The sequence below is a fragment of the Bradyrhizobium sp. BTAi1 genome (assembly GCF_000015165.1).
GTDB classification, from domain to species: domain Bacteria; phylum Pseudomonadota; class Alphaproteobacteria; order Rhizobiales; family Xanthobacteraceae; genus Bradyrhizobium; species Bradyrhizobium denitrificans.
Window position 1 is genome coordinate 7,456,080 of the sequence record NC_009485.1, and the last position, 24,680, is coordinate 7,480,759.

Sequence of the window (24,680 nt, forward strand, 5' to 3'; positions counted from 1 at the left end):
CGCGATGCAACTCAAAATGTTAGAAAGGATTTTGTCAATATCGTTGCTGGAGGCCCATGAACTCAAGGAAAAATGTTCGCCCCCGTCAACCAACACCAACAATTAGCGGCTCGCAGCCAAGTTTCATATCCCATCGCCCGCCGATCGAGAGCGAGCCTATCTCCGGCTGATTATCAAGCCATCGATTTAGATGCAGTTTGAACATGTGGCCCGATCCACAGCTGGCCGGAGGCGATAAGCCTGGTCGCCTCGGCCCGAATGCACGGCTCAAGTTCGCTGCCGCCAAGCCGCCGCGCACAGCGCATTTGATCCGGGGCGCGACGTCGGCCGGACACACGCAATTGATCTGCGGGGGTTAAGCCGCTTTGAAGAGCGCGCTGGCGGCCGTGACACTGGCCACAAGCGCACCAAGTTATGATCCTATTTGTCGACGAAGCGGGCGGTGTCTGCGATCGCGGCACGGCTGGTCCGGTAGGAATTGGCCTTGTGGCTGAGGTCGGGATAGCCGAACGAGATGCCACAGACGATTTTGCGATCGTCTGCAAGGCCGAAATGCTGGCGCACCAGGTCAGAATGAAACGCCAGCGCCGCCTGCGGCACCGTGGCGACGCCGAGCGCCTGCGCCGCCAGCAGGAAGCTCGTCACATAGCCGCCGCAGTCGATCGCGCCATAGGTGCCGAGCGCCTCGTCGCTATGAATGATCGCCACATGCGGCGCGCCGAAGAAGTTGTAGTTCTCCAGCGCTTGCCGCGCGTAGCCCGCCTTGTCGCCGCGTTCAATGCCGAGCGCGTTGTAGAGCTGGAAGCCGCTCTCGCGGCGCCGATCGAGATAGACGCCCTTGTATTCGCGCGGAAACGGGAAGTCGCCTGCGGCCGGCTTGCCGCTCGACGCAGCCGCATACATCACCTTGCGGAACGCCTCCGTCGCCGCCCCCGAGGTGATCTCGACCCGCCAGGGCTGGCTGTTGCACCACGATGCCGTCTTCTGGGCCGCCGTCAGGATGCGCTCGATGGTCGCGCGCGGCACCGCATCGATCCGGAAACTGCGGCAGGAGAACCGCGCGGCCATCAGCTCTTCGAGGATGGCAATGGGGTCTGTCTGCACGGCTTCGGCATCTGTTTGCATTGGATGGTTCTCGCTCCGACCGATGGCCTCCCCTCATGGTGAGCAGGCGCCCAGCGCCGTCTCGAACCATGAGGCGAGATGCTGCTGCGCAGCTCCTCAGAATGAGGGCCTAGCTCCGTCCCCTGGTTGGCACCTTGTTGAACGGCACATCCTTGTCGACACGGATGTCACCGGGCAGACCGAGCACGCGCTCGGCGATGATGTTGCGCAGGATCTCGTCGGTGCCGCCAGCGATGCGCATCGAGGGCGAGGTCAGCAGCATCTGTTGAAACTGTCCCTGCGTGACCTGTTCGTCTGCGCCCGTGAGCACGCCTGCGGCGCCCTCGAGATCCATGGCATAGGTCGCGATATCCTGCAGCATGACACCGGCCACCAGCTTGCCAATCGAGTTCTCCGGCCCCGGTCGCTCGCCCTTCGACAGCGCCGAGATCGCGCGGTAGCTGGTGTATTTCAGCCCGCTCGCCTTCACCGCCCAGGACGCCAGCTTGGAGCGCGTGGCGCGATCGTCGATCGCAAGCCCGTTGTCGGTCATCAGGTTGGTGCAGAACTCGAAGATTTCTGGGAAGCCAGTGGCGAGCCTTGCACCGATCGACATGCGCTCGTTCATCAAGGTGGTCAGCGACACGTTCCAGCCATCACCGACCGCGCCGAGGCGCTGACTGTCCGGGATCACCACGTCGGTGAAATAGACCTCGTTGAACTCCTGCATGCCGTTGGCCTGCTTGATCGGGCGGACCTCGACGCCGGGACTTTTCATGTCCAGGAAGAACATCGTCAGACCCTTGTGCTTGGGCACGTTGGGGTCGGTGCGCGTGATCAGGAGGCCGTAATCGGAGTAGTGCGCGCCCGAGGTCCAGATCTTCTGGCCGTTGATGATCCAGTCATCGCCGCGCTGCTCAGCGCGGGTGCGCAGGCCCGCGACATCCGAGCCGCCGGCGGGCTCGGAGAACAGTTGGCACCAGATCTCCTCGCCGGAGGCGAGCTTCGGCAGGTAGCGCCGCTTGTGCGCCTCGCTGCCATAGGCCATCACCGTCGGGCCGCACATGCCCTCGCCGATCTGGAACGGCTGCGTCAGCTTGCCGTAGACGCCCTCCTCCTGCTGCCAGATGACCCGCTCGATCGGCGTGGCGCCGCGGCCGCCATACTCCCTTGGCCAGTGCAGACAGGCCCAGCCGCCCTCGGCCTTCTTCTTCTGCCAGGCCTTGCCGACCTCGACGATATCGGCATGCTTGAGCCGGATGCGCCCGAGCGAGGAACTCGCCAGCTCCGCCTCGAGGTCCTTCGGCGCATTGGCTGCGACCCAGGCACGCGCGGTCTCGCGAAAGGCGGCTTCCTGCGGAGTGTCATCGAAGTTCATGGTGGCTCTCTTGCGTCAGTGGATAGCTGATCTCGGGTCAGGCCTTTCCCCTCGTGGTGAGGAGGCGCCCCTTGGCGCCGTTTCGAACCATGAGGCCCCGATACGGGCCTCATCCTTCGAGACGCTGCTGCGCAGCTCCTCACGATAAGGGTCTAGGCGCGTCCCTTGGTCGGCACCTGGTTGAACGGCACGTCCTTGTCGACCCGAATGTCGCCGGGCAGGCCGAGCACGCGCTCGGCGATGATGTTGCGCATGATCTCGTCGGTGCCGCCTTCGACGCGGGTGCCGGGGGCGCGCAGCAGCATCGCCTGGAATTTGCCGGCAAGCTCCGCCTCGGAACCGCTCAGCACGCCGGCCGCCCCCTGCAGATCGAGCGCGTAGGCCGCCACGTCCTGGATCATGGGTCCCGCGACCAGCTTGCCGATCGAGTTCTCCGGACCGGGACGCTCGCCCTTCGACAGCGCGGAAATCGCGCGCATGCTGGTGTATTTCAGCCCGCTCGCCTTCACGGCCCAGCTCGCGAGCTTGGAGCGCACATTGCGGTCCTCGATCGCCGGACGATCGTCCAGCATGAGGTTGGAGCAGAAGGCGAACAGCTCGGGAAAGCCGGTCGCGACACCGGCGCCGATCGACATGCGCTCGTTCATCAAGGTGGTGAGGGCAACGTTCCAGCCGTCATTGACGGCGCCGAGCCGCTGCGAGTCCGGAATCACGACGTCGGTGAAATAGACCTCGTTGAAGTCCGAATGCCCGCTCGCCTGCTTGATCGGACGCACCTCGACACCTTTGCTCTTCATATCCAGGAAGAACATGGTGAGCCCCTTGTGCTTGGGCACGGTCGGATCGGTCCGCGTCAGCAGGATGCCGTAGTCGGAGTAATGCGCGCCCGAGGTCCAGATCTTTTGACCGTTGATGACCCACGCGTCGCCGCGCTTCTCGGCACGGGTGCGCAGGCCCGCGACGTCCGAGCCGCCCGCGGGCTCGGAAAACAGCTGGCACCACACCTTCTCACCCGACGCCAGCGGCGGCAGATACTGCCGCTTATGCTCCTCGGACGCATAGGCCATCACCGTCGGACCGCACATGCCGTGACCGATGATGAACAGGCCGGAGAGCTTGCCGAACGGCCCCTCCTCCTGCTGCCAGATGACGCGCTCGATCGGCGAGGCGCCGCGGCCGCCATATTCCTTGGGCCAATGCAGGCAGGCCCAGCCGGCATCGGCCTTCTTCTTCTGCCAGGCCTTGGCGACCTCAAGGATATCGGCGTTCTTCAGCCCGACACGGCCAAGCGAGGTGGCGCGCAGCTCGTCTTCATATTCCTTCGGCGCGTTGGCGGCGATCCAAGCCCGGGCTTGGCTGCGGAACGCGGCCTCCTGCGGAGTGTCATCGAAATTCATGGTTCAGACCCTGCTCTGGTAGCAATTGACCGGTCGATCTCGTCAGCGTCATTGCGAGCGAAGCGAAGCCATCCAGGGCCAAACGAAGACACTGGATTGCTTCGTCGCCTGCGGCTCCTCGCAATGACGACGGCATGTTCGGCTCTGACTCACGCCGCATTGCGCTTGCGCATGCGGTCGATCAGCTGGTCTTCCCAGTAGGACAGGCTGCCAAGGCCGAGCGCGAGCGCGTTGGCGCGGCGGTAGTACATGTGGCAGTCGAACTCCCAGGTGAAGCCCATGCCGCCATGGACCTGGATGTTGTTCTTGGCACAGTGCTGATAGGCCTGCGTCGCGCTGATCCGCGACGATGCCGCAGCCTCCGGCAATTCAGGCGCGTTGGTCGAGAGCGCCCAGGCGCCGTAATAGGCGTTCGAACGCGCCAGGGTCGCAGAGACATACATGTCGGCGAGCATGTGCTTGACCGCCTGGAACGATCCGATCGGACGACCGAAGGCGATACGATCCAACGCGTAGTCGCGGCCCATCTCCAGCGCGCGGTCCGAGCCACCGACCTGCTCGAACGCCGTCAGCACCGCGGCGCGATCGAGCACCTGGGTGATGATGCTCCACCCCTCGCCGGGAGCGCCGAGCGGCTCCGCTTTGCAGGTCTTGAACGTGAGCTCGGCCTGGCCACGGGTCGGATCGAGATTGGTCAACGCCTTGGCGTCGACACCGCCGGCCTTCGCATCGACGAGGAACAGTGAGATGTCGCTGTCGCGGCCGGTCGAGGCGGTGCGCGCCGCGACGATGATGAGATCGGCAATGGCGCCGTCAGCGACCGGCGTCTTGACGCCATTGAGGACACCGTTCGCCGCGTCCAGCCTGATCGCCTTCGGAGAGGGATTGCCCGTGCCCTCGAACAGCGCAAAGGTGCCGATCGCCTCGCCGCTCGCGATCTTCGGCAGCCACGCCTGCTTCTGCGCATCGCTGCCGGCCAGCATCAGGACCTCAGCGGCGAGATACACCGTCGATGAGAACGGCACCGGCGCCAGCGCGCGGCCGACCTCCTCGGCAATCACGCACAGCTCGAGATGGCCGGCGCCCGCGCCGCCATATTCTTCCGGAATGGCAACGCCGAGGAAGCCCATTTCGGCAAAGCCCTTCCACAGCGCGCGGTCATAGGGTGCCTGCCCGTCAAGCACGACGCGCACCGCCTTGGGCGGACACTTCTCGGCGAGGAATTTCCGCGCCTGGTCCCGCAACTGCTTCTGGTCGTCGGAGAAATCGAAGTTCATGGGTGTCACTCGCCTTTGATATTCGAAAGTATCTCCGTCATTCCGGGGCGCGCGGAGCGCGAGCCCGGAATCCATACGCCCGATCGGGGTTATGGATTCCGGGCCTGCGTGCTTCGCACGCATCCCGGAATGACGAATAGAGAGAGCGGGGACTCATCACAGTATGATCACGTCGCTGTCGGGCTCGGCGGCATAGAGCCGCTCGACCAGCGCGGCGCGGCGTTCGAGGCCGGCGCGCTGGTTGATATAGCCCTTGTCGGTCAGCTCATGGCCATCGATCGACGGCGGCTCGACCATCAGCATCGCGCGGCCGATGCGCCGGCTGCTTGCACCCTCGCACTCCTTGTTGTGGGCCTCGAGGCCGCGCCGAACGCAATCGATGACGGCCGGATGCTTCACCACGTCCGCGAATGTCGCCTCGGGATTGCCGACCAGCTGCCGGCAGGCATGCAGATTGGGCCACGCCAGCAGTCCGACATAGTCGCGGTCCTGCCCCGTCACCAGCGCATCATGGACGGCCGGGGTGGCGGCGGCGATCGCATCGGTGCGCAGCGAACCGACATGCACGAAGGTGCCGGTGGTCAGCTTGAAATCCTCGACGACGCGGCCGGCGAAGATGATGCCCTGCGCCGGATCATCGGGATCGACGAACACGCCGGCATCGCCGATGCAGTAGAAGCCCTCCTCGTCGAACGCCTTCTTGGTCAGCTCGGGCTGGCCGAAATAGCCGGGCATCACGTTGATGCCGCGCAGCCGCAGCTCGTATTTGTCGCCGGTCGGCACCATCTTCAGCTCGACGCCGGGGAATGGCAGGCCGATCAGGCCGACGCGCTCGGTGTTCCAATAGGTGCCGGTCGAGGTCGGCGCCGTCTCGGTCGAGCCCCAGCCGGTGTAGAACACGATCCGCTCGCCGGTTGTTTTCACGGCCAGCGCCTGCATGCGCTCGTAGAGATCATCCGGCAGGCGCGCGCCGCCATAGGCCATGATGCCCAGATCCTTGAAGAAGGAGCGGCACAGCGCGTCATCCTTCTCCATCGCCGCCGCCAGCGCGGCGTAGCCGGCGGGGACATTGGCGTAGTAGGTCGGCGACACCTCCCGCAGATTCCTGATCGTCTCGTCGAACAGGCCGGGCATCGGCCGGCCATCGTCGATGTACAGCGTACCGCCCTCGATCAGCAGCGGATTGAACAGCGCATTGCCGCCCATGGTGTGATTCCATGGCATCCAGTCGAGCACCGTCGAGATCGGCGCATCGGGCCCGCGCGGGCGCGTCTGCATCATCATCGCCGCATTGGCGCACATCATGCGCTGGGTGTTGATGACCGCCTTGGGCATGCCAGTCGAGCCGGAGGTGAACAAGAGTTTGCCGACGGTCTCCGGCGTGATCTGCGCGACCGACGCCGCGACCTCCAATGTCACCGGCGTCGCCGCCAGATCGGCGAAGCCGACGCTCGGAACGCCGTCACACGGACGCGCGACATGGATCACGGTCACGCCGTCGAGGTCGAGCGCCTTCAGCGCCTTCTCGAAGGTCGGGCCGTCCTGCACCATCACGACGCCCGGCTTCACCAGCCCGAATAGATATTTGAGCTTGAGATGATCGTGGCTCATCAGCGAATAGGCCGGCGACACCGGCGCCGCCGGCAGCCGCGCCTGCATCGCGGCCATCGTCAGCAGCGCATGCTCGATCGAATTGCCGGAGAGGATCGCAACGGGACGGCCGTCGAGCTTCAGATTGAGCAGTCCTTGCGTCAGCCCATCGACGGTGCGCTTGGCGTCCGCATAGGACAGCTTGCGCCATTGCCGCTCGGGCCCGCTGCGTTGCGCGAGCCAGGTCCGCGTCGGTGCCTCCTTGGCCCAGCGGGCGAGCGGCGCGGCGAGATGCGGCTCATAGGCCTGCAGCGGAATGCGCGACTTGATGATGATGACGCCATCGGCACGGCGTTCGACGTCGATGTCGCGCGCCAGCCAATTGACCTTGCGGAATGCCGGCTTCTCCAGCACCTTCGCTGCCGTCCCGTCCATTTTGCGTCTCCCGAAATATCGTCCTTTACGGATCTTGATATCTAGCGGTCGGTATAGACCGGCTTGCGCTTCTCAAGGAAGGCTTGAATGCCTTCCTTGAAATCCTCCGAGCGGCTGCACAGCACCTGGTTGCGATCCTCCATGGCGATCACGGCATCGATCGATGCGGCGTCGACGCTCATGTTGAGACACTCCTTCGACAGCCGAAGCCCTACCGGCGAGGCGCTCATCATCGCATCGATGAAGGGCGCGGCGGCGCTCTCGAGCATGTCCTCCTCGACGATCTCCGACACCAATCCGACCATCAGCGCGCGCTCGGCGCCGATGAAGCGGCCGGTGAGGATGAGCTCGGAGGCGACGGACACGCCGACGAGGCGCGGCAAAAAGTAGCTGGTGCCGATGTCGCAGCCGCCGAGTCCCAGCTTGATGAAGGCGCAATTCATCCGCGCCGAGCGCGAGGCGATGCGGATGTCAGCGGCCAGCGCCAGCGCGAAACCGCCGCCGGCGGCCGCGCCCTGCACCAGCGCGATGATCGGCTGCGGACAGCGCCGCATCAGCATCACGATGTCCGCAATGCGCCGCTGCGAGTCGAGCGACTCGGTTACGCTGGGCGGCTCGTTGACGCCGCCACGCCGCTGCATCGCGGCCTTCAGGTCGAGCCCGGCGCAGAAATTCTGTCCCGCGCCCTTCAGCACCACGACGCGCGTGGTACGATTGCGCTGCAGACCCTCGAAATAGGTATTGAGCGCGTCGATCAGCGTGGAATCGAGCGCATTGAGACTGTCCGGACGATTGAGCGTCACCCGGTCGACACCATTGTCGTGCTCGATCAGCAGCGGTTGGGACATGCAAAGCTCGCTCGCTTCAACAATGCGCCGGAGGTCGTTACTGCGCCCTCTCCCCTTGAGGGAGAGGGCATCACCGACATCAGCCCCGGATTCGCTCGGGTGAGGGGTTTATCTCGACATTCTCACGCGCTGAGAGAGACCCCTCACCCGTCGCGCTTCGCGCGCCACCCTCTCCCACAAGGGGAGAGGGGGCACCTTAGATGGAACGACTAGCGCGGCGCCATGCGGATGGCGCCGTCGAGACGGATGGTTTCGCCGTTCAGCATCGGGTTTTCGACGATGTGGACCGCAAGGTTGCCGTATTCCGAAGCATCACCGAGACGGGCCGGATGCGGCACCTGGGCGCCGAGACTCTTGCGGGCTTCTTCGTTCAGACCCATCAGCAGCGGCGTCAGGAACAGGCCGGGCGCGATGGTGTTGACGCGGATCTTCTGGCTGGCGAGATCGCGCGCGGCCGGCAGCGTCAGGCCTACGACGCCGCCCTTCGACGCCGAATAGGCGATCTGGCCGATCTGGCCTTCATAGGCCGCAACACTGGCGGTGTTGATGGCAACGCCACGCTCTTCGCCGATCGGCTCGGCGGTAACCAGGCGCTCCGCAAACAGCCGCAGCACATTGAAGGTGCCGATCAGGTTGACGTTGATGATGCGGGCGAACTTGGCGAGCGGATAGACGCCGTCCTTGCCGACGATGCGCTGCGAGCCGCCGATGCCGGCGCAGTTCACGAGCACGCGGGCGATGCCGTGCGCGGCCTCGGCCTTGGCGATGCCGGCCTTGACCTGGTCCTCATTGGTGACGTCGGCATGCAAGGCGACGCCCTTTATCTCGGCGGCGACCTTCTCGGCATTCTCCAGGCTCTGATCGAGCACGGCCACCTTGGCCCCCTTGGCCGCCATGGCGCGTGCCGTGGCGGCGCCGAGACCCGAGCCACCGCCGGTGATGAGAACGGCAACATTGTTCAACTGCATGATGGTTCCTCCGTTGTTTGTTATTGGCGAATAGCGAGTAGAGAGCAACGAATAGAGGGAAGCCGCTATTCGCCACTCGCCCCTTGCAATATTCCGCCGCAGATCAGCGCCTCCATATGGGCGATGTACTGGCGGCAGACATCATCGGTGACCGGACCCACGCCGATGGCGCGCGACATCGCATGGCGGCCGAAGAACAGATGATCGCAGGCGCCGATCAGGCTGGTGTAGAACAGCACCGGATCGACGGCGCGAAACTCGCCCTGGGCGACGCCCTCCTCGATCAGCCGGCGGTGGAAATCCAAGAGCGGCGCGACGAAGAACTTCGACACCTCGTCGGCCGCCTCGGCGCTGCTCTCATGCAGCAGATAATGGATCAGCCGGTTCATATAGGGAAACCGGTGATAGGCGCGGATGATGCCGCTGATATGCAGCTTCAGTTTGGCCGTCGGCGAAATCGGCTGCGCCAGGAGGTATTCGAGATTGGCCACCTCGGTCGCGGCGTCGCGCGCGAGCAGCGCCAGCAGCAGGCCATCCTTGTTGCCGAAATGGTATTTGACCAGCGCGGCGTTGGCGCCGGACTTCTGCGCGATGTCGCTCAGCGAAATCTCGATCGAGGAGCGCGCGATCATCAGTTCGCTCGCCGCATCCAACAGCTTCTCCGCGGTGGCATTCCGCCCCGCGGGAAGTTTCTCCGGCACGCTGTTCTGAAGCTGTGGTCTCAAGACGTGTCTCGCTAATGATCGAGCCAGATAAGCCGAAGCCAGAGTTGATCTCAAGAGTTAATTGATCGATTGACTAAGGCTCAATCGCGCATTTAAATCGGCGCCAATTACGAACACCAAGTCTAGGGAGGAAACGTCATGGCGGAAGCCTATATCGTCGCGGCTGCACGCACGGCCGGCGGTCGCAAAGGAGGCCGCCTGGCCGGCTGGCATCCGGCCGATCTCGCAGCGACGGTGCTGGACGCGCTGGTCGAGCGCTCCGGCGCCGCGCCGGACCAGGTCGAGGACGTCATCATGGGCTGCGTGATGCAGACCGGCGAGCAGTCCACCAACATCGCGCGCAACGCGGTGCTGGCCTCGAAGCTGCCGGAGAGCGTGCCGGGCACCTCGATCGACCGCCAATGCGGCTCCTCGCAGCAGGCGCTGCATTTCGCGGCCCAGGCAGTGATGTCCGGCGCGATGGATGTCGTGATCGCCGCGGGCGTGGAGTCGATGACGCGGGTGCCGATGGGCCTCGCCTCGACGCTGCCGGCCAAGAACGGCTTCGGGCATTACATGAGCCCGAACATGCAGAGCCGCTATCCGAATATCCAGTTCAGCCAGTTCACCGGCGCGGAGATGATGGCGGAGAAGTACGGGCTGTCCAAGGACGAGCTCGACGAATACGCCTATAACAGCCATCAACGCGCGATTGCCGCGACACAAGCCGGCCATTTCAAGGACGAGATCGTCCCGCTGCAGATCACCCGCGCGGACGGCTCGACCGACACCCACCATATCGACGAAGGCATCCGCTTCGATGTCAGCCTGGACGGCATCAAGGGCGTCAAGCTGATCGCCGAGAACGGCAAGTTGACGGCGGCGACCGCGAGCCAGATCTGCGACGGCGCCTCGGGCGTGATGGTCGTCAACGAGCGCGGCCTGAAGTCGCTCGGCGTCAAGCCGATCGCGCGCGTGCATCACATGACGATGATGGGCGGCGATCCCGTCATCATGCTGGAGGCGCCGCTGCCGGCGACGCAGCGCGCGCTGCAGAAGGCCGGCATGTCGATCGACGACATCGACCTCTATGAGGTCAACGAGGCCTTTGCCTCGGTGCCGACCGCCTGGCTCAAGACCACCGGCGCCGATCCTGAGAGGCTCAACGTCAATGGCGGCGCGATCGCGCTCGGCCATCCGCTCGGCGGCTCCGGCACCAAGCTGATGACCACGCTGCTGCATGCGCTGAAGCAGCGCAACAAGCGCTACGGCCTGCAGACCATGTGCGAAGGCGGCGGCATGGCGAATGTGACGATCGTGGAGCGGCTGTAGGTCCCGCCTCAATAACGGTGTCGTCCCGGCGAAAGCCGGACCCAAAGCACCGAATTGAATGTCGGGCGAGCTGGAGCCACAGCTTGCTCTCACCACAGGCTCCTGTGGTTATGGGTCCCGGCTCGAGGCCGGGACGACAGCTTTTTTCCAGATCAGCGGTGTGCCCCTCATGACCCACCCCTCCATTCATGCCCAGAGCCATCCCGACAAGATCGCCTATCAGATGGCGGCGACCGGCAAGGCCATCACCTATCGCGAGCTCGACGAGCTCTCCAACCAGGGTGCACAGCTGTTCCGCGCTTTGGGGCTGAAAGCCGGCGATCACATCGCCTTCCTGATGGAGAACCGGCTCGCCTTCATGGAGATCGCATGGGCCGCGCAGCGCTCCGGCCTCTATTACACCGCGATCAGCCGCTATCTCACCAAGGACGAGATCGCCTACATCATCAAGGATTGCGGCGCCAAGGTCTTCATCACCTCGCCGAAATGCGCCGAGCAGGTCCGCGATCTCGTGACCGCGGCTGATGGCCCGATGTTTTTCATGGTCGACGAGCCCGAACCCGGCTTCCGCTCCTGGGACAAGGAGGCTGGCGCGCAGCCCAAGACGCCGATTGCCGACCAGGTCGCCGGCTATGACATGCTGTATTCGTCCGGTACGACCGGGCGGCCCAAGGGCATCAAGAAGGACTTTGAAGGCAATCCTATCGAGGCGCCGAATCAGTTCCTGCGCGTGCTCTGCGCCGACATGTGCGGCATGAATGCCGAGAGCATTTATTTGTCGCCGGCGCCGCTCTATCACGCGGCGCCGCTGCGCTTCAACATGATGGCGATCGTGCTTGGCGGCACCTCGATCATCATGGAGCATTTCGACGCCGAGGACTTCCTGCGACTGGTGGAGAAATACAAGGTCACGCAGTCGCAGCTGGTGCCGACCATGTTCGTGCGCATGCTGAAGCTGCCCGACGATGTGCGCAGGCGTTACGACGTCTCGACCTTGAAGGGCGCGATCCACGCCGCCGCGCCCTGCCCTGTCGACGTCAAGGCGAAGATGATCGAGTGGTGGGGACCGATCCTGATCGAGTATTATGCCGGTTCCGAAGGCAACGGCGTCACCGTGTGCACCTCGAAGCAGTGGCTGGAGCATCGCGGCAGCGTCGGCCGCGCCGTCGTCGGCAAGATCAAGATTCTTGGCGAGGACGACAAGGAGCTGCCGACCGGCGAGATCGGCTCGGTCTATTTCGCCGACGCGCCTGTATTCTCCTATCACAACGATCCGGAGAAGACGAAGCGGGCCTACAACGACAAGGGCTGGTCGACGCTCGGCGATGTCGGCTATCTCGATGCCGACGGCTTCCTCTATCTCACCGACCGCAAATCCTACATGATCATCTCCGGCGGCGTGAACATCTACCCGCAGGAGACCGAGGACGTTCTCATCACCCATCCCGACGTCGCTGATGTCGCCGTGTTCGGCGTGCCGAACGAGGAGATGGGAGAAGAGGTCAAGGCAGTGGTGCAGCCGCACGACATGTCCCGTGCCGGCAAGGCGTTGGAGGAGCAGTTGATCCTGTTCTGCCGCCAGCATCTGTCGCCGATCAAATGCCCGCGCTCGATCGACTTCGAGCCGGAGCTGCCGCGCACCCCGACCGGCAAGCTGGTCAAACGCCATTTGCGCGAACGCTATTGGCCGAAGAAGGGCGCGGCCTGACCCCCAGGCGGGCTGTCGTCCGGCCTTGCGCCGGGACCCATCGCCACCGTTTTGAATTCTGCGAAGGCTGGAGCTGCCAGCACGCCCGGCCACGTTATCCTGTGGCTATGGGTCCCGGCGTTCGCCGGGACGACGCGAGGAGAGTACACGCCATGTCTCAGTCTCTTGCCCCGCTCCCGCTGCCCCCCTCCATCCGCTCCCGCTTCGTCGACGGCATCAACGGCTTGCGCGTGCATGTGCTCGAGGCCGGCTTCGAGACGCCGGGACGGCCGTGTGTGCTGCTGCTGCACGGCTTTCCCGAGCTCGCCTTCAGCTGGCGCAAGGTGATGCCGGCGCTGGCGGCAGCCGGCTATCATGTGCTGGCGCCGGACCAGCGTGGCTATGGCCGCACCACCGGCTGGAGCCCCGAGTATGGTGGCGACCTCGCCCCGTTCCGCTTCACCAATCTGGTGCGCGATGCGCTCGGCGTCGTCTATGCGTTCGGCCATCGCCATGTGGCGGCCGTGGTCGGCCACGATTTCGGCAGCTTCGTCGCCGCGTGGTGCGCGGTGATCCGCCCCGATGTTTTTCGATCTGTCGTGATGATGAGCGCGCCGTTCGCGGGGCCGCCGGCCGCGCCGTTCGGCATCGCGGATCATCCCCTCACGCCGCAGCAGGACCCCGTGCACCGCGAGCTGGCCGCGCTGTCGCGTCCGCGCAAGCACTATCAATGGTACTACTCGACACCAGAGGCCAACGCCGACATGCATCGGGCGCCGCAAGGCCTGCATGCTTTCCTGCGCGCGTACTATCATCACAAGAGCGCCAACTGGTCGGGCAACGCACCCTGTTCGCTCCAAGCCTGGAATGCAGACGAGCTAGCCAAGCTGCCGACCTACTACGTGATGGACCTCGACAAGACGATGGCCGAGACGGTCGCCCAGGAGATGCCCGACGCGGCGGCGATCGCAGCCAATCGCTGGCTGCCCGACAGCGAGCTCGCGGTTTATACCGCCGAATATGAACGGAACGGCTTCCAGGGCGGCCTGCAATGGTATCGCTGCGGCACATCAGGCCTGTTCGACGCGGAATTGCAGACGTGGTCGGATCGCACCATCGACGTTCCGTCTGCATTCATCTCCGGCCTGCAAGACTGGGGCATCTACCAACGGCCCGGTGTGTTCGAAGCGATGCAGTCCCGAGTGTGCACCAACATGATCCTGTGCGAGCTGATCGATCGTGCCGGCCATTGGGTGCAGCAGGAGCAACCTGACCATGTCAATGAGCTTCTGTTCACGTTCCTGAACAAATCGACAGCCTGATTTCGGACGCCGTTCCGACTTATTAGGCGATTCGAGGAACGAACAATCGGGGTTGACGTTTTTGCATCCGGGCGATGCGCATCAGGAGAGGTTTTATGGATAAGAAGATCGCAGGCTTGTTGGGCGCGGTCGCCGCTGTCGGCGCGCTCGGCACGGCGCAGGCGTCAGCGGCTCCGGCCCCGAGCGACGTGCTGAAGGCCAACTCCTACGCCGACCTGCTCGAGCCGATCCCGAATGCGGCCAAGGTGCTGCAGGCGCTCGACGAGCAGGCGCCGCCGGAGGCCAAGCCGAAGGTGCAGCTGGCGCAGTGGTACCATCACCACCATCATCACCACCACCATCATCACGGTTACTGGCGCGGCTATGGCTACGGCCCTGGCTATGGGTACGGCTACGGCCCCCGGGTCTATGTGGTACCGCGCCGGTACTACCATCACCACCACCATCATCACCATCACCACTGGTACTACGATCGCTATTGATCGCCAATGCGATGAGAGCCAGAGAGGGCGCCGACCGGGAGGTCGGCGCCCTCTGCGCTTGGGAGAACGGAAGCGTCACGACTTGCGTGCCTTCTCCTTGGCGGCGCGGTGCAGATGACGATAGGTGCCGTCGAACACCGTATTGGTGCTCGAGACCCATTCGGTCTCCTTGCCAAGGGTCGGGCGGCTGGCGTGAATGCGGCGCGACTGCAGCTCGCGCTCCGCCGCCTCGTCAGGGCTCATCGGTTCGACCGTGAAGTTCGCCTCTTCCGGGATCACGATCACCTGTGCGAACGGCTCGCCCGGGCGGAAGATATGCGTGCGGCCTTCGGCAGGCGCCTTGAACACGCAGAAGAACAGCATCGGCCAGAAATTGCGCACCAGCGCCGGCACCGCGATCGGACAGGTATCGGTGCGATCGGTGTAGAAGCGCGGATGCGGCTCGGTCCGGATCGCAAAGCCTTTGGGGACCTTCAGATCGAGCAGGATCTGATAGGTGTAGAATGCATCGCCGAAATTGCGGAATGGCGGCCATTGCAGGCTCGGGCTCGGCGGCTCGCCCCATTCACCGGCGAAGTCCAGCTTGCCGTCGCGGGTCGTGACCCTCAGCTCGAAATCATACGGATAGAACAGCTCGATGCCATATTGCGCACCTTCTGAGAATGGTACGCAATGCCAGACCTGCTCATGCGAGCCATTCGCGCGCGGCTGCCGCTCACCGGCCCAACCCGGAATATCCATCCGGGTGCGGCGCGGCGCCAACCCTGGATCGTTCAGCCGGTATTTGACGCTGTCCATTGGAACTCCTTAGCTAGCAAAAGCGGAACGCGAACAATGAATTTGCATCGAGGTTCCATGACTGAGGCCTGAATGCGTCGTCACGAAATGTTTCGAGACCGCGCCGCGGCAGCAGTTTGACCGCGCTGCGGCAAATCCGTATAGACTTTAGAAGCGTTCTAAACACTCGAATGTTGAGAACGGCATATCCGGGGACCTTGGAATGAAGAATTTTGCCGACCTCACCGAGCGCGAGATCCTGGCGATCGCGATCTCGGCCGAAGAGGAAGACGGCCGCATCTATATGAGCTTCGCGGAGGATCTGGCGGAGCGCTATCCCGACTCCGCCAAGCTGTTCGAGCAGATGGCCGAGGAGGAAAAGGGCCACCGGCACATGCTGCTCGAGCTCTATGAGGAGCGTTTCGGCAAGAACCTGCCGCCGATCCGACGCGAGAACGTCAAGGGCTTCATGCAGCGCCGCCCGATCTGGCTGACCAAGAACCTGTCGCTCGATGCCATCCGCAAGGAGGTCGGCACGATGGAGTTCGAGGCCGAGCGCTTCTACGCCAAGGCCGCCGAGCAGGCCAAGGATGTCGGCGTGCGCCGCCTGCTGGGCGACCTCGCCGAGGCCGAGAAGGGGCATGAGAAGGTCGCGGCGAAACTGACCGACAAGATCCTGAGTCCTGACGTCCGCGACAAGGAGGACGAGACGCGCCGGCGCGTATTCGTGCTGCAATATGTGCAGCCAGGCCTTGCCGGACTGATGGACGGCTCGGTCTCGACGCTGGCGCCGCTGTTCGCTGCCGCCTTCGCCACCCACCAGAACTTCCAGACCTTCCTGGTCGGTCTCGCCGCCTCGATCGGCGCCGGCATCAGCATGGGCTTTGCCGAGGCGCTGTCCGATGACGGCTCGCTGACGGGCCGCGGCTCGCCCTGGCTGCGCGGCGCGGTCTGCGGCGCGATGACCACGCTCGGCGGTCTCGGCCACACCATGCCCTATCTCGTCCCCGACTCCTGGCCCAACGCGTTCTGGATCGCCACAGCCATCGCCAGCCTCGTCGTGTTCTTCGAACTGTGGGCGATCGCCTATATCCGCGCGCGCTACATGGACACACCCTTCCTGCAGGCGGTGTTCCAGATCGTGCTCGGCGGCATCATCGTGCTTGGGGTGGGGATCTTGATAGGAGCGGCCTAGCCACCTGCCGCGCGGCTGGCTGCGGAACTCCGGGCCAAGCCCACGGATTGCGCCAGACCGATCGCGATGCCGACCGATCACAATGGACTGTTCGCCATGACACCACGCCTGCATTACGGCACGCCTGCGAAGATCCTGCACTGGCTGGTGGTGGCGCTGCTCGCCATCCAATATCCGATCGGCTGGCTGATGCCGGACCTGCACGCCAACACGCCGCCCGGCGCGCCGATGATCCTGCACATCTCCTTCGGCCTCACCATCCTGGCGCTGATCGTGGTGCGCTTCGTCTGGCGGCTGACGCATCCGGTCGCGCCCGAGAGCTCGCTGCCGCCATGGCAGCGGCTGAGCTCGGAGGCGGTGCACTGGATGCTCTATGTGATGGTGCTGGCGAGCACCGTCACCGGTTGGCTGTTCGCCTCGTTCCGCGGCTGGAGCGTATCCTACTTCTATCTGTTTCCGCTGCCGATGCTGGCCGGCCGCAACCCGGCGGGCAACCGCGCCATCGACGGATTGCACCAGGCGGCCGAATGGCTGCTGCTGATCCTGATCGTCGTCCATGTCGGCGCCGCCCTGGCGCACATCTTCGTCTATCGCGACCGCATCATGCAGCGCATGCTGCCGGGCTGACGACGGGCCTGCGCAATTTCGGTCAAGCGCCTGCCATTCGCCCGGAGTACAAAGGAGCTCCACGAGCAAGGGAGCAGGACCTTGGCTGCATCGCAATGGACGTTCGCGACCGCCGTCGACACGGCGAAGGCTCTGGCGAATCGCGAAATCTCTTCGGTCGAACTGACACAGCTCGCGATCGACCGCATCGCGCGACATGACGACAAGATCAACGCCATCTGCGTGCGCGATTTCGAACGCGCGCTGGAGGCGGCGCACGCCGCCGATGCGAGCCTCGCGCGCGGCGAGCGCCGGCCGCTGCTCGGCCTGCCGCTGACCGTGAAGGAGTCCTACAACGTTGCCGGGCTGCCGACGACCTGGGGCTTTCCGCAGCAGAAGAATTTCATCGCCGCCGAGGATGCGCTGACGGTGACGCGCGTCAAGGACGCCGGCGGCATCGTGCTTGGCAAGACCAACGTGCCGATCGGGCTCGGCGATTGGCAGAGCTACAACGACATCTACGGCACCACCAACAATCCGTTCGATCTCGGCCGCACGCCGGGCGGCTCCTCCGGCGGCTCGGCCGCGGCGCTGGCGGCCGGCTACGGCTCGTTGTCGCTCGGCTCCGACATCGGCGGATCGCTGCGCGTACCGGCATTTCATTGCGGCATCACGGCGCACAAGCCGACCTATGGCCTCGTGCCCACCCGCGGCCACACGCCGCCGCCGTTCCAGCCACTGCCGAACGAGGCGGATCTCGCGGTGGTCGGCCCGATGGCGCGCTCGGCGGCCGATCTGTCGCTGCTGCTCGACGTGATGGCAGGACCTGATCCGCTCGAGGCCGGCAAGGCGTATCGGCTGCAGCTGCCGCCGGCGCGGCATGCGCGCCTGCAGGATTATCGGATCCTGGTGATTGCCAGCGACCCGGTGCTGCCGACCGATGGCGCCGTGCGTGGCGCCATTGAGCGGCTCGCCGCCGATCTCGCCAAGCTTGGCGTGAATGTCGCACGTGAGAGCCCGTTGCTGCCGGACTTCGCCGCATCCAGCCGACTCTATATGCGCCTCCTGCTCGGCTTCCTCGGCGCCATCATGCCGCCGGACGTGCATGCCGGCGCCGGCCAGGCGGCCGCGCAGCTGCCGAAGGAAGCCAACAGCCTCGCGGCCGAACGTCTGCGCGGCATCGCGCTCAGCCATCGCGATTGGGTGCAGGCCAACAACGCCCGCTTCGGGCTGCGCGCGCAATGGCGGGCCCTGTTCGAGAGCTTCGATGCGGTGATCTGCCCGATCATGCCGACGCCCGCCTTTCCGCATGACCACTCTCCGGATCAGCGGGAACGCCGCATCAGCATCGACGGCGTCGCGCACGACTACAACGACCAGCTCGCCTGGCCGGGCATGGCCACCTTGCCCGGCCTGCCCGCGACGGCGATCCCGCTCGGGCTCGCCGGTGGGCTTCCTGTCGGCATGCAGATCGTCGGCCCCTTCCTCGAAGACCGCACGCCGCTCAAGCTCGCCGAGCTGATCGAACGCGAATTCGGCGGCTTCGTCCCGCCGCCGATGTTCGCGGATTAGTTGGCGTCTGCAACGACGTGAACCGCGCCTGACCACAATCACAGTCGCGAGTTTGAACCTCAACTCTCCCCACTCAGTCATTGCGAGGCGCCCTTGCATCGAAGCAATCCCGACTGCCTCAACATAGACAGACTGGACTAGGTCCACGCCCTAATGCGCTGCGCTCGCAATGACGAGGGGAAACATCGCGTGCCCACCCTATTCACCTGACAAGCAGTGGACATGCCCCCGTGGCTCCGCGGCGCGTGACGCCCGGATCATGCGGTCGGCATGTCCCTCGAAAGATGCGAGGGCGCAGGGAAGGCCAGGTGCCGACTGGCACCTGCGGCCCCCGTGCGAAAAGAATGCACGGGGAAGGAACCACAGGCTCAGCCGGAGCATCCGGCCTTCCCTGCGCGATGGTCTTCACCCTTATAGACAGTCTCCCTGGTGCGCCGGCTTGTTGGCCACCATGTCGCACGACGCGCTCAGGCGCGTCATGCTGGACACCAGCTTCGGGGTGTCAGGACCCTGTCACTTCAGGTCCGTGCCGTCTGCGCTCGTCAAGCGCCTCCGGTCGCGGCCATCGCGGCCCACCTCGCGTATCGTGACGACGCGTACGCCCCTCAGCAGGAGGCAGGTTGGGCAAAGAAGAACACGATTTCGGAAAAATAGCAACGAAAATGTTGTGGGCATGGCTGGGCTGGTCCCGGCCATCCACGCCCTGAATGCCTGGAGAGACGTGGATGCCCGGGACGAAGCCCGGGCATGACGAGTAAACCAGCCGGCAAAGCGCTGGACGGCTGCCGCCGGCTCGAAATCAAATGCCTTCACGCATCGAAGACGATCACGCTGCGCAGCGTCTTGCCGGCTTTCATATTGGCAAAGCCCTCGTTGATCTCGGACAGCTTCAGCTTGGCGGAGATCCAGTCTTCCAGGTGCAGCCTGCCGCGCAGGTAGAATTCGACGAGGCGGGGCATGTCGACGCGGAAATGGTTGGAGCCCATCGACGAGCCCTGGATGCGGCGCTCGCGCAGGAAATCGAACCCGTGCAACTCGATCTTCTGGCCGAACGGGATCATGCCGACGATGGTCGCTGTGCCGCCCGGCGCCAGCATCGCGAAGGCCTGCTCGGCGGTCTCCTTGCGTCCGAGCACCTCGAAGGCGTGATGCACGCCGCCCTTGGTCAGCTCGCGCACTTGCGCCACGACATCGCCGTCGGCCGGATTGATGATGTCGGTGGCGCCCAGTTTCGTCGCGAGTTGCAGCTTGGCCGGATTGGTGTCGATGGCGATGATGCGGCCGGCGCCCGCGATCTCAGCGCCGTTGATCGCGGCCATGCCGACGCCGCCGCAGCCGATCACGGCCACCGTCTCGCCGGCCGTCACCCGCGCGGTGTTGACCACCGCGCCATAGCCGGTGATGACGCCGCAGCCGATCAGCGCGGCAAGATCGAGCGGCATGTCCGGCCGGATCTTCACGATCGCGTTCTCGTGCACCAGCATCTGCTCGGCGAAGGATGACAGATTGAGGAACTGGTGCAGCTTCTCACTTCGTCCCCATGACAGCCGGTTGGAGGCGCCAGGCGGCATCTTCACCGTCGTGTCGGTGCACAGCACCGGCCGGCCGGTGGTGCAATTGTCGCAGGTGCCGCAGAACACCGAGAGACAGGTGACGACGTGATCGCCGGGCTTTACATAAGTCACGTCGGAGCCGACCTGCTCGACGATCCCTGCGGATTCGTGGCCGAGCACCGCCGGCAGCGGATGCGGATACAGCCCTTCGATGAAATGCAGGTCGGAATGGCAGAGACCGGCGACAGCAGTGCGGATCAGCACCTCGCGCGGCCCCGGCTTGGGCACGCTGATGTCCTCGATCACCAGCGGCTTGTTGACCTCCATCAGCACGGCGGCTTTCATTGGCGTTCTCCCGGTTTTGTTTGTTCTCGGTTAAGGCTCAGCTGTTTGGACGCGGGTGCTGCGCTCCCTCTCCCCGTTCTTCACGGGGAGAGGGTTGGGGTGAGGGGCAGACGCACGGATGGTGCGAAGGGTTAGACCTGTCCCCCCTCACCCGGATGGCATCTGATGATGCCATCCGGCCTCTCCCCGCAAGCGGGGCGAGGTGCACCGACGTCGCCGCGCCTTGTTCGCTCATCACTCGCACAGACCAGAAGCTATGAGCTTCGTCATGAGGTCGCGATCCATCATCGTGACATTCCGAGAGACTACGCCGCTGTTAGCAGTTCGCCAACCTCTCCCATGTTGGCGACGTTCTCGCCAAGTAGCAGCGTTGCGATCGCATCATCCGCCTTGTTTTCCGTAAGCCGGAATGGATCGGACGGCATCAGCCGATGATCGACCACGAGCCTGGCCAGCAGCAGGCGCCGCGCGTCGCCGCGCAGCGCGTGGATGCGCGCGCTTTCCCAGGTAAGAGAAACGGCGCTGGCGACGTGATACAGCAGGCTGGTGGCGCGTCGCGCCTCGGCTTCGTTGTCGGCGCGGCCAGCGACCTCGCGCGCAAAGCCGACGGCGCGATCGACGAGGCGATGCAGCTGATCGCGCCAGGCCTGCGGAACGGCATTGCTGTCGTCGAGCCGCGCATGCAGATCGGCTGCGAGCGCGGCGTCCGCGCCATGGCGGCCGACCGCGCGCTTGAGCGCATCGAGCGCGACGATGTTGCCAGTGCCTTCCCAGATCGAGCCGAGATGCGCGTCGCGCAGCAGCCGCGCGGTGACGAACTCCTCGACATAGCCGATGCCGCCGCGCATCTCCAACGCATCGCCGCAGACCTTGCGGGCATCCCGCGTCGCCCGGAACTTCAAGGTCGGCGTCAGGATGCGCAGCAGCGCTGCCGCATCCTGGCTGCCGGCCTCGGCCCGATCGAGCGCGTCGGCGGTGAGAAAACTCATCGACAGCGCCTGCTCGGTGGCGAGCAGGATCTTCATCAGCTGGCGGCGTCCGAGCGGCAGGTCGACGATGCGCTGGCCAAACACCACGCGGTTGCGCGCCACCGTGATCGCATCGTGCCAGGCGCGACGCATCAGCGCGGTCGATTTGACGCCGTTGGAAAGGCGCGACGAATTGACCATCTCGGCCATCTGCACGAAGCCGCGATCGAGCCGGCCGACCGCATAAGCGATTGCGCCTTCGAGCTTGATCTCGCCCGAGGCCATCGAGCGGGTGCCGAGCTTGTCCTTCAGGCGGACGATCCGATACCGGTTCTGGCTGCCGTCATCGAGGAAGCGCGGCATCAGGAACAGTCCGACGCCGCGCGTGCCGCTGTCGGCACCTTGCGGGCGCGCCAGGAGCATCACCACCTTCGCGTCGGCATTCGAGCAGAACCATTTCTCACCATGCAGGCGCCAATGATCGCCCTCCGGCACCGCGACCGTCGTCAAGGTGCCGACGTCGGAGCCGCCCTCCTTCTCGGTCATGAACTGGCCGCCCTGGGTCAGCTTCCGCATATCGGTCTGCGTCAGGCCGTCGAGATATCTCGCCTTGAGCCCATCGCTGCCGAAGCTCGCCAGCAGCTTGGCGCAGCCATCGGTGACATTGATCGGACATCCCAGCCCGAACTCCGCCTGGTTGAACAGGAAGGTGAAGGCGTGCTTGGCGACGACAGGATATTTGTCGGGCCAGCCGAGAATGCCCTTGCGGATCGACATCGCGTGAATGCCGAACTCGCCGAAGGCGGCGCGCTCCAGTTCGCGATAAGCGGGGTGATACTCGATCCACTGCATGTCGCGGCCGAACCGGTCGCGCTGATGCAGCACTGGCCCGTGGCGGTCGGCGAGCCGGGCGCACTCGTCCAGATAGCCGCCGGCCAGTTCACCGAGCCGGTCGAGATGCGGCGTGAGGTGACGGAACAGAGTGTCAGGCAGATGGATGCGCAGGAGGTCCGAGAGCGCTGGATCGGCGCGATAAAAGTTCAGCCCGGTGGTATCCGGCGCCAGCAGCGCCGGCCTGGCGCCGCCGGTCATGACGTCCTCGCGCTTCAGGAACTGATGCATGGTTAAGCCCTCGTTCGTTGCTCAAGTCTCTGATGGACTCTTCGACAGGTTGCATCTGATCGGGTACACCACGTCCCATGCTCGAACGCGCGAGGGAGCAGATCCATGACCAATCAACCGACCGAGGTTTATCGCATCTTCGGGGCGGAGATGTCGCCCTATTCGGTCAAGGTGCGATCGTATCTGCGTTACAAGGGCATTCCGCATCATTGGATATTGCGCAACGCGGAAAGCGAAGCGGAGTATGCGCGGCACGCCAAGCTGCCGATCATTCCGCTGGTGGTCTCACCGGACGAGCAGCCGATGCAGGATTCCACGCCGATCATCGACGCGCTCGAGCTCGATTTTCAGGAACCGTCGATCCATCCCGGCGACGTGCTGACGAGCTTCATCTCCGCGCTCATCGAGGAATTCGGCGACGAGTGGGGCAACAAATGGATGTTCCACTATCGCTGGGCGCGCGATGTCGATCAGCGGGCCTCCGCCGGGCGCATCGCCCGCATGGTCACGCCGAAAGCCGATGAGGCCAGCTTTGCAAAGGTCGCCGAGAAGATCCGCGCCCGGATGGTGGAGCGCCTGTGGTATGTCGGATCGAACGAGGTCAACGCGCCGCAGATCGAGCGCGGGTTCGTCGAGATGCTCGGTCTCCTGGAGCGGCATCTGGCGGTCCGGCCCTATTTGTTCGGCGGGCGGCCAGCCTATGGCGATTTCGGTCTGTGGGGCCAGTTCTACGAGCTGTGGACCGATCCGACCGCCGGCGCGCTGATCGAGGGCAACGCGCCCCACGTGCTGGCCTGGATTCATCGCATGCTGTGGCCGCGCGCCGAAGGCGATTTCGAGCTATGGCCCGAATTGTCGCTGACCCTGATGCCGATCCTGACGCGACAGGTCGGCGCGCTGTTCATGCCATGGACGCTCGCCAATGAGCAGGCTTTGGCTGACAATCGCGACTTGTTCACCGTCCAGCTCGACGGCGCCCTTTGGACGCAGAAGCCTCAGAAATATCATGCGCGGTCGCTGGCGATGCTGCGCGGCAAATACGCCTTCCTGCATGACCGCAGCCGGCTCGACGTGGTGCTGGAGGAGATCGGCTGCCTGGCGGGATTGCAGCCGCGTCCGGCCTGACCTCCGGCAGAATTGTGGGGATGAACGGTAGGAAGATGACACCGGCTGCACTAGCTTGAGCGGGCGCATCGCCAGGATTTCGGCCAGGAGTCTGGCCAGGACTTTGCCGAGGACAAGCTGATGGACATCCCTGCCTACAAGATCGCCCTGATCGTCGGTGCCGGCGAGGGGCTCTCCGCCTCATTGGCCCGGCTGTTCGCGCGCGAGAAGATCCGCGTGGCGCTGGCCGCGCGCAAGATCGAGAAGCTCGGCGCGCTCTGCAGCGAGACCGGCGCCCGCGCCTATCCGTGCGACGCCACCAATCCGGATGAGGTGGAACGGCTGTTCGGCCTCGTCGAGCGCGAGATCGGCCCACCTGATCTCGTGGTCTACAATGCCAGCGCCCGGGCGCGCGGCGCGCTGGTCGATCTCGTGCCGGCCGACGTGCAGAACGCCATCGCCGTGAGCGCGTTCGGCGGCTTCCTGGTGGCGCAGCAGGCGGCGCAACGCATGCTGCCGAACAAGCATGGCGCCATCCTGTTTACCGGCGCCTCGGCGAGCGTGAAGGGCTATGCGCAATCGGCGCCGTTCGCGATGGGCAAGTTCGCTTTGCGCGGCCTCGCCCAGAGCATGGCGCGCGAGCTGTCGCCGCAGGGCATTCATGTCGCGCATTTCGTCATCGATGGCGGCATCAAGAGCGCGGAGCGTCAGGAGCCCGCGGAGCGCCCGGACTCCATGCTTGATCCCGACGCCATTGCGGCGAGCTATTGGAGCGTGCTGCAGCAGTCGCGCAGCGCCTGGACTTGGGAGATGGAACTGCGTCCCTGGGTGGAGACATTCTGAGAACCGACGTCGCTTAAGGCCGTAGCTGGTCGAGCACCGACCTCTCACCCCGTTATTGCGAGCGCAAGCGA

The 24,680-nt window shown here is 64.7% G+C and carries 20 protein-coding genes; 9 read left to right on the forward strand and 11 right to left on the reverse strand.

Features of this window, described 5'->3' with window-relative positions:
• Window positions 1-420: 420 nt before the first annotated feature.
• The 8 genes from BBTA_RS33335 to BBTA_RS33370 all read right to left on the reverse strand — a co-directional run bounded on the left by BBTA_RS33335 (window position 421) and on the right by BBTA_RS33370 (window position 9,722).
• Entirely contained in the window at window positions 421-1,068 is a 648-nt protein-coding gene (locus BBTA_RS33335) for a nitroreductase (protein ID WP_012046925.1), read from the reverse strand.
• 166 nt (window positions 1,069-1,234) lie between these two features.
• On the reverse strand, window positions 1,235-2,482 hold the full coding sequence (locus BBTA_RS33340; RefSeq protein WP_012046926.1) for an acyl-CoA dehydrogenase: 1,248 nt from the start codon (window positions 2,480-2,482) through the stop codon (window positions 1,235-1,237).
• Window positions 2,483-2,634: 152 nt separating this feature from the next.
• Window positions 2,635-3,879, reverse strand: a complete 1,245-nt coding sequence (locus BBTA_RS33345; protein WP_012046927.1) for an acyl-CoA dehydrogenase — start codon at window positions 3,877-3,879, stop codon at window positions 2,635-2,637.
• A 149-nt stretch (window positions 3,880-4,028) separates the two neighbouring features.
• On the reverse strand, window positions 4,029-5,156 hold the full coding sequence (locus BBTA_RS33350) for an acyl-CoA dehydrogenase family protein (RefSeq protein WP_012046928.1): 1,128 nt from the start codon (window positions 5,154-5,156) through the stop codon (window positions 4,029-4,031).
• Between the two features lie 156 nt (window positions 5,157-5,312).
• Window positions 5,313-7,181, reverse strand: a complete 1,869-nt coding sequence (locus BBTA_RS33355; protein WP_012046929.1) for an AMP-binding protein — start codon at window positions 7,179-7,181, stop codon at window positions 5,313-5,315.
• A 41-nt stretch (window positions 7,182-7,222) separates the two neighbouring features.
• A complete protein-coding gene (locus BBTA_RS33360; protein ID WP_012046930.1) occupies window positions 7,223-8,029 on the reverse strand; it encodes an enoyl-CoA hydratase/isomerase family protein in 807 nt (268 codons plus the stop codon).
• 209 nt (window positions 8,030-8,238) lie between these two features.
• Complete coding sequence (locus BBTA_RS33365; protein ID WP_009027628.1) at window positions 8,239-8,997, reverse strand: SDR family NAD(P)-dependent oxidoreductase; 759 nt, start codon at window positions 8,995-8,997, stop codon at window positions 8,239-8,241.
• A 65-nt stretch (window positions 8,998-9,062) separates the two neighbouring features.
• On the reverse strand, window positions 9,063-9,722 hold the full coding sequence (locus tag BBTA_RS33370) for a TetR family transcriptional regulator (protein WP_012046931.1): 660 nt from the start codon (window positions 9,720-9,722) through the stop codon (window positions 9,063-9,065).
• A gap of 138 nt (window positions 9,723-9,860) precedes the next feature.
• Here BBTA_RS33370 and BBTA_RS33375 point away from each other — a divergent pair, with 138 nt between their 5' ends.
• From BBTA_RS33375 to BBTA_RS33390, 4 genes are all read left to right on the forward strand, one after another.
• The gene (locus BBTA_RS33375; protein ID WP_012046932.1) at window positions 9,861-11,033 is read left to right on the forward strand and encodes an acetyl-CoA C-acetyltransferase; all 1,173 of its coding nucleotides are present in this window, start codon (window positions 9,861-9,863) and stop codon (window positions 11,031-11,033) included.
• 169 nt (window positions 11,034-11,202) lie between these two features.
• Window positions 11,203-12,741, forward strand: a complete 1,539-nt coding sequence (locus BBTA_RS33380) for an acyl-CoA synthetase (RefSeq protein ID WP_012046933.1) — start codon at window positions 11,203-11,205, stop codon at window positions 12,739-12,741.
• Between the two features lie 230 nt (window positions 12,742-12,971).
• Window positions 12,972-14,042 (forward strand): alpha/beta hydrolase, encoded by a 1,071-nt coding sequence (locus BBTA_RS33385; protein ID WP_012046934.1) that lies wholly within the window; start codon window positions 12,972-12,974, stop codon window positions 14,040-14,042.
• 95 nt (window positions 14,043-14,137) lie between these two features.
• The gene (locus BBTA_RS33390) at window positions 14,138-14,524 is read left to right on the forward strand and encodes a hypothetical protein (RefSeq protein WP_012046935.1); all 387 of its coding nucleotides are present in this window, start codon (window positions 14,138-14,140) and stop codon (window positions 14,522-14,524) included.
• Window positions 14,525-14,599: 75 nt separating this feature from the next.
• On the opposite strand, the gene BBTA_RS33395 is transcribed toward BBTA_RS33390, so the two are convergent.
• Window positions 14,600-15,322 (reverse strand): hypothetical protein, encoded by a 723-nt coding sequence (locus BBTA_RS33395; protein WP_012046936.1) that lies wholly within the window; start codon window positions 15,320-15,322, stop codon window positions 14,600-14,602.
• 202 nt (window positions 15,323-15,524) lie between these two features.
• Between BBTA_RS33395 and mbfA the strand changes: the two genes are divergently transcribed.
• The 3 genes from mbfA to BBTA_RS33410 all read left to right on the forward strand — a co-directional run bounded on the left by mbfA (window position 15,525) and on the right by BBTA_RS33410 (window position 18,674).
• Complete coding sequence (mbfA, locus tag BBTA_RS33400) at window positions 15,525-16,496, forward strand: iron exporter MbfA (RefSeq protein ID WP_012046937.1); 972 nt, start codon at window positions 15,525-15,527, stop codon at window positions 16,494-16,496.
• Between the two features lie 96 nt (window positions 16,497-16,592).
• Window positions 16,593-17,123: a cytochrome b gene (locus BBTA_RS33405; RefSeq protein WP_012046938.1), complete on the forward strand. Its 531-nt coding sequence runs from the start codon at window positions 16,593-16,595 to the stop codon at window positions 17,121-17,123.
• 81 nt (window positions 17,124-17,204) lie between these two features.
• Window positions 17,205-18,674 carry an amidase gene (locus BBTA_RS33410; protein WP_012046939.1) on the forward strand — a complete coding sequence of 490 codons (1,470 nt, stop codon included), beginning with the start codon at window positions 17,205-17,207 and terminating at the stop codon, window positions 18,672-18,674.
• Between the two features lie 809 nt (window positions 18,675-19,483).
• Here BBTA_RS33410 and BBTA_RS33415 read toward each other — a convergent pair.
• Entirely contained in the window at window positions 19,484-20,572 is a 1,089-nt protein-coding gene (locus BBTA_RS33415) for a Zn-dependent alcohol dehydrogenase (protein WP_012046940.1), read from the reverse strand.
• Window positions 20,573-20,877: 305 nt separating this feature from the next.
• Window positions 20,878-22,662 carry an acyl-CoA dehydrogenase family protein gene (locus BBTA_RS33420; protein ID WP_012046941.1) on the reverse strand — a complete coding sequence of 595 codons (1,785 nt, stop codon included), beginning with the start codon at window positions 22,660-22,662 and terminating at the stop codon, window positions 20,878-20,880.
• Window positions 22,663-22,767: 105 nt separating this feature from the next.
• Between BBTA_RS33420 and BBTA_RS33425 the strand changes: the two genes are divergently transcribed.
• Complete coding sequence (locus tag BBTA_RS33425; RefSeq protein WP_012046942.1) at window positions 22,768-23,787, forward strand: glutathione S-transferase family protein; 1,020 nt, start codon at window positions 22,768-22,770, stop codon at window positions 23,785-23,787.
• Window positions 23,788-23,907: 120 nt separating this feature from the next.
• Window positions 23,908-24,609 carry an SDR family NAD(P)-dependent oxidoreductase gene (locus BBTA_RS33430; protein ID WP_012046943.1) on the forward strand — a complete coding sequence of 234 codons (702 nt, stop codon included), beginning with the start codon at window positions 23,908-23,910 and terminating at the stop codon, window positions 24,607-24,609.
• Window positions 24,610-24,680: the final 71 nt, after the last annotated feature.

Coding starts and splice junctions, on each gene's coding strand:
- BBTA_RS33335 (WP_012046925.1), bottom strand. CDS start 1,068: ATGGCCGCGCGGTTCTCCTGCCGCAGTTTCCGGATCGATGCGGTGCCG.
- BBTA_RS33340 (WP_012046926.1), bottom strand. CDS start 2,482: ATGAACTTCGATGACACTCCGCAGGAAGCCGCCTTTCGCGAGACCGCG.
- BBTA_RS33345 (WP_012046927.1), bottom strand. CDS start 3,879: ATGAATTTCGATGACACTCCGCAGGAGGCCGCGTTCCGCAGCCAAGCC.
- BBTA_RS33350 (WP_012046928.1), bottom strand. CDS start 5,156: ATGAACTTCGATTTCTCCGACGACCAGAAGCAGTTGCGGGACCAGGCG.
- BBTA_RS33355 (WP_012046929.1), bottom strand. CDS start 7,181: ATGGACGGGACGGCAGCGAAGGTGCTGGAGAAGCCGGCATTCCGCAAG.
- BBTA_RS33360 (WP_012046930.1), bottom strand. CDS start 8,029: ATGTCCCAACCGCTGCTGATCGAGCACGACAATGGTGTCGACCGGGTG.
- BBTA_RS33365 (WP_009027628.1), bottom strand. CDS start 8,997: ATGCAGTTGAACAATGTTGCCGTTCTCATCACCGGCGGTGGCTCGGGT.
- BBTA_RS33375 (WP_012046932.1), top strand. CDS start 9,861: ATGGCGGAAGCCTATATCGTCGCGGCTGCACGCACGGCCGGCGGTCGC.
- BBTA_RS33380 (WP_012046933.1), top strand. CDS start 11,203: ATGACCCACCCCTCCATTCATGCCCAGAGCCATCCCGACAAGATCGCC.
- BBTA_RS33390 (WP_012046935.1), top strand. CDS start 14,138: ATGGATAAGAAGATCGCAGGCTTGTTGGGCGCGGTCGCCGCTGTCGGC.
- BBTA_RS33395 (WP_012046936.1), bottom strand. CDS start 15,322: ATGGACAGCGTCAAATACCGGCTGAACGATCCAGGGTTGGCGCCGCGC.
- mbfA (WP_012046937.1), top strand. CDS start 15,525: ATGAAGAATTTTGCCGACCTCACCGAGCGCGAGATCCTGGCGATCGCG.
- BBTA_RS33405 (WP_012046938.1), top strand. CDS start 16,593: ATGACACCACGCCTGCATTACGGCACGCCTGCGAAGATCCTGCACTGG.
- BBTA_RS33415 (WP_012046940.1), bottom strand. CDS start 20,572: ATGAAAGCCGCCGTGCTGATGGAGGTCAACAAGCCGCTGGTGATCGAG.
- BBTA_RS33420 (WP_012046941.1), bottom strand. CDS start 22,662: ATGCATCAGTTCCTGAAGCGCGAGGACGTCATGACCGGCGGCGCCAGG.
- BBTA_RS33425 (WP_012046942.1), top strand. CDS start 22,768: ATGACCAATCAACCGACCGAGGTTTATCGCATCTTCGGGGCGGAGATG.
- BBTA_RS33430 (WP_012046943.1), top strand. CDS start 23,908: ATGGACATCCCTGCCTACAAGATCGCCCTGATCGTCGGTGCCGGCGAG.